Origin of the sequence: Streptomyces sp. NPDC016562 (assembly GCF_043076955.1) — a bacterium.
GTDB lineage: Bacteria > Actinomycetota > Actinomycetes > Streptomycetales > Streptomycetaceae > Streptomyces.
This window is the reverse complement of sequence record NZ_JBIBRZ010000012.1, coordinates 1-6,579: the sequence shown is the minus strand read 5'-3', so window position 1 is coordinate 6,579 and position 6,579 is coordinate 1. Positions and strand designations below refer to the sequence as shown.

General features: G+C 67.6%; 5 protein-coding genes and 5 pseudogenes. 3 read left to right on the top strand and 7 right to left on the bottom strand.

Annotated elements, in window-relative coordinates; translation table 11 throughout:
- Positions 1–263 precede the first annotated feature (263 nt).
- The 7 genes and pseudogenes from ACF059_RS32105 to ACF059_RS32075 form a co-directional block, all read right to left on the bottom strand.
- Positions 264–554 carry a hypothetical protein gene (locus ACF059_RS32105; protein ID WP_392064258.1) on the bottom strand — a complete coding sequence of 97 codons (291 nt, stop codon included), beginning with the start codon at positions 552–554 and terminating at the stop codon, positions 264–266.
- On the bottom strand, positions 551–907 hold the full coding sequence (locus tag ACF059_RS32100; RefSeq protein ID WP_392064255.1) for a hypothetical protein: 357 nt from the start codon (positions 905–907) through the stop codon (positions 551–553). Before ACF059_RS32100 ends, ACF059_RS32105 begins: the two co-directional genes overlap by 4 nt.
- Positions 908–1,252: 345 nt before the next feature.
- Positions 1,253–1,615 (bottom strand): immunity 53 family protein, encoded by a 363-nt coding sequence (locus tag ACF059_RS32095; RefSeq protein ID WP_392064252.1) that lies wholly within the window; start codon positions 1,613–1,615, stop codon positions 1,253–1,255.
- Positions 1,616–1,892: 277 nt separating this feature from the next.
- On the bottom strand, positions 1,893–2,351 hold the full coding sequence (locus ACF059_RS32090) for a class I SAM-dependent methyltransferase (RefSeq protein ID WP_392064261.1): 459 nt from the start codon (positions 2,349–2,351) through the stop codon (positions 1,893–1,895).
- Between the two features lie 765 nt (positions 2,352–3,116).
- Positions 3,117–3,590, bottom strand: a complete 474-nt coding sequence (locus tag ACF059_RS32085) for a hypothetical protein (protein WP_392064249.1) — start codon at positions 3,588–3,590, stop codon at positions 3,117–3,119.
- 184 nt (positions 3,591–3,774) lie between these two features.
- Positions 3,775–4,305, bottom strand: a pseudogene (locus ACF059_RS32080) (IS256 family transposase); the annotation flags it as partial.
- Between the two features lie 122 nt (positions 4,306–4,427).
- A pseudogene (locus ACF059_RS32075) lies at positions 4,428–4,756 on the bottom strand (helix-turn-helix domain-containing protein); the annotation flags it as partial.
- Positions 4,757–4,845: 89 nt separating this feature from the next.
- On the opposite strand from ACF059_RS32075, the pseudogene ACF059_RS32070 reads away from it, so the two are divergent.
- From ACF059_RS32070 to ACF059_RS32060, 3 pseudogenes are all read left to right on the top strand, one after another.
- A pseudogene (locus ACF059_RS32070) lies at positions 4,846–4,989 on the top strand (IS481 family transposase); the annotation flags it as partial.
- 236 nt (positions 4,990–5,225) lie between these two features.
- Positions 5,226–5,496, top strand: a pseudogene (locus ACF059_RS32065) (transposase family protein); the annotation flags it as partial.
- A 454-nt stretch (positions 5,497–5,950) separates the two neighbouring features.
- Positions 5,951–6,154, top strand: a pseudogene (locus tag ACF059_RS32060) (AraC family transcriptional regulator); the annotation flags it as partial.
- Positions 6,155–6,579: the final 425 nt, after the last annotated feature.

Sequence of the window (6,579 nt, the reverse complement as noted above, 5' to 3'; positions counted from 1 at the left end):
TCTGTTCTTGCGTTTCCGACTCTATCAGACTCTTTCGTGTCCGATTTCCTCGGCGCTTTCCAGGTTCCCGCTTTCGCGTTTCCCTTTCCGGCGGTTCCGACTCTATCAGAAGTTTTCCACCGGATTTCCCCGGCTTCCGATTCCTGGATGAAGAGTCGAGTCCCCGTTCGGAATGCACCTCACGGGGGGATGCTGCCGAACTGTTCAGCTCCAGGCAACCGTTCAAATCTACCTCACGGCACGCGGCGCAGTCAAAACGGCGCTCAGAGGTTGACGCGCTTCAGGTAGACGCGGCGACGGTGCGGGATGGTCTGGTACCAGACCATCAGGCGCTCGTCCTCGTACGTACGCAGCCGCATGGGCTGCGGGTCCTCGTAGAGGCTGCCGTCCTTGGGGTCGATCGCCATCGAGGCCAGGTCGACCAGGCCCTCCATGACGACGGCGACCAGCTCCTGGTGCTCCGCGGACATGTCTCCGAGCACCCAGAGCCAGCTGGGATCGCACTCCCACGCCCAGCCGCTGTCGCTCTCGGCCCCTTCGCCCCGCGGAGTCACTGACCGATTTCGCGCTGGGCCTCGGCGAGGATGCGGCTGCTCGTCTCCATGGCGGCCCGGAACTCCTCCTCGGTCGCGTCCGGATCGCCGGCCACCCGCTCCGCTTCATACAGCGCGGCCGACCGCGCGGGCCAGCGGTGGATCGCCACGTGCGTGGCCCACTTGATCAGGAAGAACCGCAACGGATTGATCGCACCGGTCTCCGCGGCACGGTCGAACGCCTCATTGCACTCCTTGTCGAGCGCAGCGAGGCTGGCCATGTCGATCCGACGCACGGCGTCCCGCAGAGCCTCCCGCGTCATCGCCGGCTGAGGGATGAGCGGCCCGCCGTCTTCCAGCTGCTGTGCAGTCATCGCGTCCTCCAGGGGAACGCTGGCCAGGATACCCAGCCACCCCCGCTAAGCCCGACGTCATGCGGATGACCACGAGGCCCGGCCGCGCTCATCTTCGCGGCCACCTCAGGCTGCACCTGATCGGCATCTCTCGAAGGCCACCGACCGGACCAAGCAAGGGTGGAAGATTCGCCTGACCACCGATCGGAACGCGCACGACAGTCACGGGCTGGAGCCGACGGCGCGCGGGTATCCCGCCCATCCGATCACGCCTCGGGCCACGACGCCGACGGCCGGCGCCATTGCAAGGCCAAGCGCTCCCTCGCCTCCGTCGGCATAGCGGCACCTCTCATCGTCTGCCGCCGATCAGTGCTCTGACCTCAAAGGTTCCCGCGTCCCTGTATCCGTGTCTGTTGCGTCAGGAGCGCTGGTGGTCGCCCACGTACGGAAGATCGCAAGGGCCTCGCTCAGGTTCCCGGGGCCGCACGCCGCGCGGAAGGTATTGCCAGCGGTCCAGGCCCAGACCCAATCCTGGGTGGTGCGATTGACGTCCTGGCGGGGGTACTCACACCCCTCGAGGTCCGTCTCCTCCAGATCGACTTCGATGGTCCAGCCGGGGTTGTCGAGCGTGGCGATCTTCACGCCCCACTCGTGCTCCCAGTCGCCGTCGCACTGCTTCGCGTACCAGTCCTGTAGCCAGGCAAGAGGATGCTGCTCCGAATCGCTCATGACAGGAGAGGCTAGTGCTGGACCGTGTACCGCCCTCCGCCGCAGCGGACCCGCAGTGGGCCTCGATGGGATGGCCCAGACGCGTATGGGGTGTAACGCACAGCTCGACCTTGTTCATCGCGGCCCACCTGCGGATCTTCCGGTTCAGGTGGACGGAGAGGTTGTCGAGGACCTCGCTTCGTCCACTGAGAGGCGCTCCTACGGCCGGCCCGCAAGCACAGCAGGGCCTCCCAGCCGATCCGAACGAGAAAGTTCCCGTGGCTTGGGGGGGTAGCGGCTACTGCTGGGTGGTGAGGCCAGGATCTTTCCCCCCTGCACTGACTCGGAAGCCGAGATAGGTCCATGCCACTCCGAAGCGCCCGTGCGGATCCTCACGCTGAGCTTCGTGGACGACGTCCAGGCCGTGGTTGTGGGCGAGGCGGATGGTTTCCTCTGCGGAGACAGGGAACATACGGCGGCCCGCCGGGACGGGGCCATGACGCAGCGAGAGGACCACCCGGCCTTCGCTCTCGAGCAGGCTGACCAGGTGGGCCATGGCGGAGGTGCGCTGTCGCTCGTCAAGATGCATCCAGACTGCGGTCAACAGGATCAGATCGAAGCGGCGCTCTTGTGCGGTCAGCCCGGGAAGTTCGGGAAGCGCATCGTCGACCCATTCGATCTCCTGGTCGGCATGAATACGCCGACCCAGCGCGCGCAGCTCGGCGGTGGGTTCGGCGGCGACGACCCGGTGCCCCAGAGCGGCCAGCGCCGCCGCGTCGCGCCCGCTGCCCGCCCCGCATCCAGCACGGAGCTCGGCTGCAAGGGAAACAGGTGAAGCACCTCGCGGTGTACCTCGTTGAAGGTCACGCTCTCGTACTGCCCGGCAAGAGCCTCCGCCGCCTCACCGTATCCGGCGGTACTGGCCATGGCGTGCAACTGGGCTTTGTCTGTCTCCCTGTTCATGACGAAGCACCCTACGTCTGCTCCGGCCCGCTGAAGATCACTGCTCGCGCACGGTGGGCTGCCGAACCATACGGTGACAGCCCGCTGAGGTGTGCACGCTGCGGGTCCCCGACATGCTCCCGCCGTCCAAGCGGGTGCCGTTGCGGATGAGGGCGAGGAGGTGAGGTGCGTCGACCGCGCCAGCAGGCCTAACCAGCCTTGACGAGCTTGAAGACCATCGCGAGAGCCGCGGCCGGGCTGCCAGCGCCGTCCCGCACGCGTCGCTGCCTTCTCGGCGTACGCACGGTCCTCGGTCGTTGTAAATCCCCTGCAGAGCCTTCTTTGCGCCGGGCTGTGCGGACTTCGGCAGCGCGTTCGTGACGCTCTGGAGTGGCGTTGTTCGCGAGTTCCGACAGCAGATGTTCACCAGTTTCGGCAGCACCCGCCGCTGGCGATGTTCGATTGTGGCGTTGGAGATCCTGGCAAGTTCTGGGGCCGAGAGATGCCTGTTGCACGAAGGTTGAGGGCGGTCGACTCGGCTCGCTGGAGCTTCAGTTAGTGACTGGCTCGGGGCGATCAGTCAGAGGAGGGCAAGGCTCGCCCGGGCGGCGATCATGAAGGCATTCTTGTGCTCTTCCAGGTGCTCGTTGACCTCCACGTCACCGATTTCGCGCCAGACCGCCTGGTTGAGCGCGCGTCCGTAAGCGCGGGCGGGGGCCTCCAGAGCCGGGTCACAGAGCAGGGCGACCCCGCGGTCCGCCGTCCAAAGCTTGGTCATGACCTCTTTCGCCCCGGTCATCCAGCCGCCCTCGTCGGCACCCCAGGCTTCCGGGCGAGAGTAGGCGGCCCGCTCGGCAAGCTGCGCACAGGCAAGGAACTCCTGGATGGCCTGCACCCGCTCGGCCCGGCGCGTCTCGGCCGTCGCCGCCAACCGTCGCCTCTCCTCGGCCCGATCAGCCGACCGCTGGGCGGCACGCTGAGTGAGCGCCGTCAGCGCCCCGCCAAGCACCACACCCGCGAGCGAGAACGTCGATACCCACAGCTCCCCCGCCATGCCAACTCTTCCTCTACGACCGGTCCCTGCGCATCAGCGTGCACATCCTCTTGCAGGGGCCGATCGAGCCGTCCCCGACCAGGCACGCCTGGGTCGACAAGCCTAGGCTGTTCGAATCCGCGAGACCCAGGGTGCTGCCGAAACTAGTGAACATCTGCTGTCGGAACTCGCGAACACAGCCACTTTGGAGCCTGGCCTGCGGGAACACCTCCACCACTGCCCTCCACCATCCCATCGCGCGGTCGCCGGCACGAGCACCGGGTCGCGCATCCCGCACCGGCAGTCGCGCAGCGGATCCGCCGAGGACTCGGCGGAGTCGGGCAGGCCCTCGGCGATCGCGATCAGTTCCTTAGCCGCGTCAGCGTGGCTGGCGACAGGCCGGCCGCCGAGCCCAGGAACTGCTCCGTCGCGGGCACGAGGTCGCCCGACGACAGGCTGTGGAGAGAGAGCAGCGGCAACACCTCGCTGATCTTTGCGGACTTCCGGCACCACGGCGCGAGGATCTCGGAAGAGAACCGTTGACGCTCGTCGGTCGCCTCGTCGACCCGCTTGTCGTTCACCCGAGGGGCGGCCACCTCGCTGGGCCCCGCCGCCGTGGTCACTGTCCGCGGCCGTGACGGCTGCTGCGCACCACCAGCCGACGGCCAGCCTCGTCACGCTGACCAGCCGGCCATGTCCTGGTCACCTCCGCTTCCAGGGCGGCGGCCTGACGCATGGGCGTACCTTCTCGACCCTCAGTCACAGCGCGGGCCCACTCGGTGACTTGATCACTCACTCGGGGAGCCAGCCCTACGCGCGCCCTCTCGAGGAACGGATCGACAAGTCTGAGCATTGCTCGATCCGAACGGGCCGGGCCATGTTCCTGCGCAGATGATCGCCCTGTTTGCGGACCGACCGGGGAGTGCAGGGTTTACCCGGCACAGTGGGTCGCTCGCCCTGGTGGCGCTGTCCTCGTCATCACTGCTCAGCAGGCCGGGACGGCCGCCTGCCCAGTGAGGTTGCAGGCATGCGAGCACGATCTCGTGAAGCGGTGGATCTCGTCGCGGACGGTGTCCTCGTCCGCTGGAACCAGACGCGCGATCACCGGAACGGTGCTACCGCCGCCGAAGCCAGCAGCATATGGCCCGCCGGCACCGCACCAAACTGGTACTGCCGCGCCGCACGATCTGCTGAAGCTACTGGCTCAAGAAGAGCGGCGGCCTGGGTGTATCGATCACGAGCGTTGTTGACACTCGAAGGTCTTGAACATGGGGCCACGGCCCACAAGTGGATGCGGCGGTTGGGGGCCGAAGGCCCGGCCCGGTGGCGCGCCCCGTCCAGCCGGCCGCGCACGACGCAGTACCGGACTCCGGCCGATATCGAGGCCCGGGTGTGTGAACTGCGGCGGGCCCGCCGACTCCGCGATCCGCCGCTACGCACGCGAGCCGTCCCGGTGCACTCGTTGTCCGGAGGCTCTCAGAGGGCACTGACGCAACATCTGAGCCGGTCAACAGCACCCGAGACAGCCGTGAGAAACGATGAGCTGTTTCAGAGGCGCCACTGATCGGGTGATGCCGGCGGTGTGCGCAACGCACGAGGCTCCCGTGCCGTTGGGGGCGGTGTTCGAAGTCTCAACCCACGGGCACAGAAGCCGCGTTGGTTCCGTATTCTGCCGCACTCGACCTGCCTCATGCCCTGGTCGAGTGGGTCACCATGCTCATCGTCACCCGCGAGGGTGACCGCCGCTGCAAGCTCCCGCCGCACCAGCGTGCCCTGGTCGGCTGGTGTACCTGCGGCGGCACGACACACTCTCGCCCAGCTCGCTGCCGCGCTCGGCATCTCCGTCGGCACCGCGCACGCCTACGTGGCAGCCGTCGTCGACATACTGGCTGACCACCCGCCCGGCCTGCCGCGCACCCTGCGCAAGGCCGCCGGACCTGGGTGACGACGCCCCACAGACGCCCACCGGGCCGTGGCCTCACGCCCACCCAACAGACCGTCAACCGCATGCTGTCCGCGGCACGGCTCCGGTCGAGCGGGGCGTCACACCGCACTGCAGCGCGGTCGTGAGATCGACGGCAGGTTCGGGGTGAAGCGGTTCGGCCGAACCGTCGGCGTCAGCCGCCTCCGCCTCCGCCGCTCGTGTTGTCCGGACCGAGGTCATACTCCCGGCTCTGGTTCGCGCCGGATCCCCAATGCTCGTAGCAGATGAGCCCCGCCCCTATGAGCAAGACGATCCCCGTAGCTATCAGCGATATCCATGCGCCGGCGTCCATGCTTGCGGATGTACCCACCGCTGTCAGTGCGAAGCCTCACCGGGGCCTCCATCGATCCGGAGCGGTTCAGTGGGCGTTGTCAACTGGCTGACATGCCGGGTGCCTGACGATTCTCTCCACATCGTGCGGACGGACCACGGCAACGAGGCCGCAGCGGCCCTGGCCCGCCGACTGGTGGTCCCGCCGCGCCGCTCTGGCGGTCAGGTGCGCCACCTCGAAAGGTCTTAACCGGAGGAGATCGCCGCCGACCCGCTCGCCGAGGTCGTCGCCTGGACGCTGGAACACCTCCACGAGTACATGAGCCGTCGTGACCCCGGCGTCACTCGATCACGGCCACGTTGAAAAGGCTCGATGTCTATAAGGGAAAGCCCTCGTGGATGTCGGCTCGGCGTTCCCGCCGTGGCGCCAGGCGAAAGCACCTCTGGCAACCGATCGACAGCCCCCCAAGGCCGCTGCCATGGCGGTGTCGCGGTGGGAGATGGCAGGGATGATCCGAGGGCCCGGACCTGATCGCGGTAGATGTCGGGGTCGTAGCCGCGGTCGGCGAGGGCGGCCTGAGTTCACTGCGTGATGGGCCAGCCGGGCCTTCGACGGGCAGGCCCTGAAGCGGGTCTGGCACCTCCTGGCCCGCTACGGCGACCCCCGCTGACCGGCCGGTAAACGCAGAAAAGCCCCGCACCGAACCCCCCGAAAAGGGGGCTGGTGCGGGGCTTCCGCAATGATTGTTCGGCGGC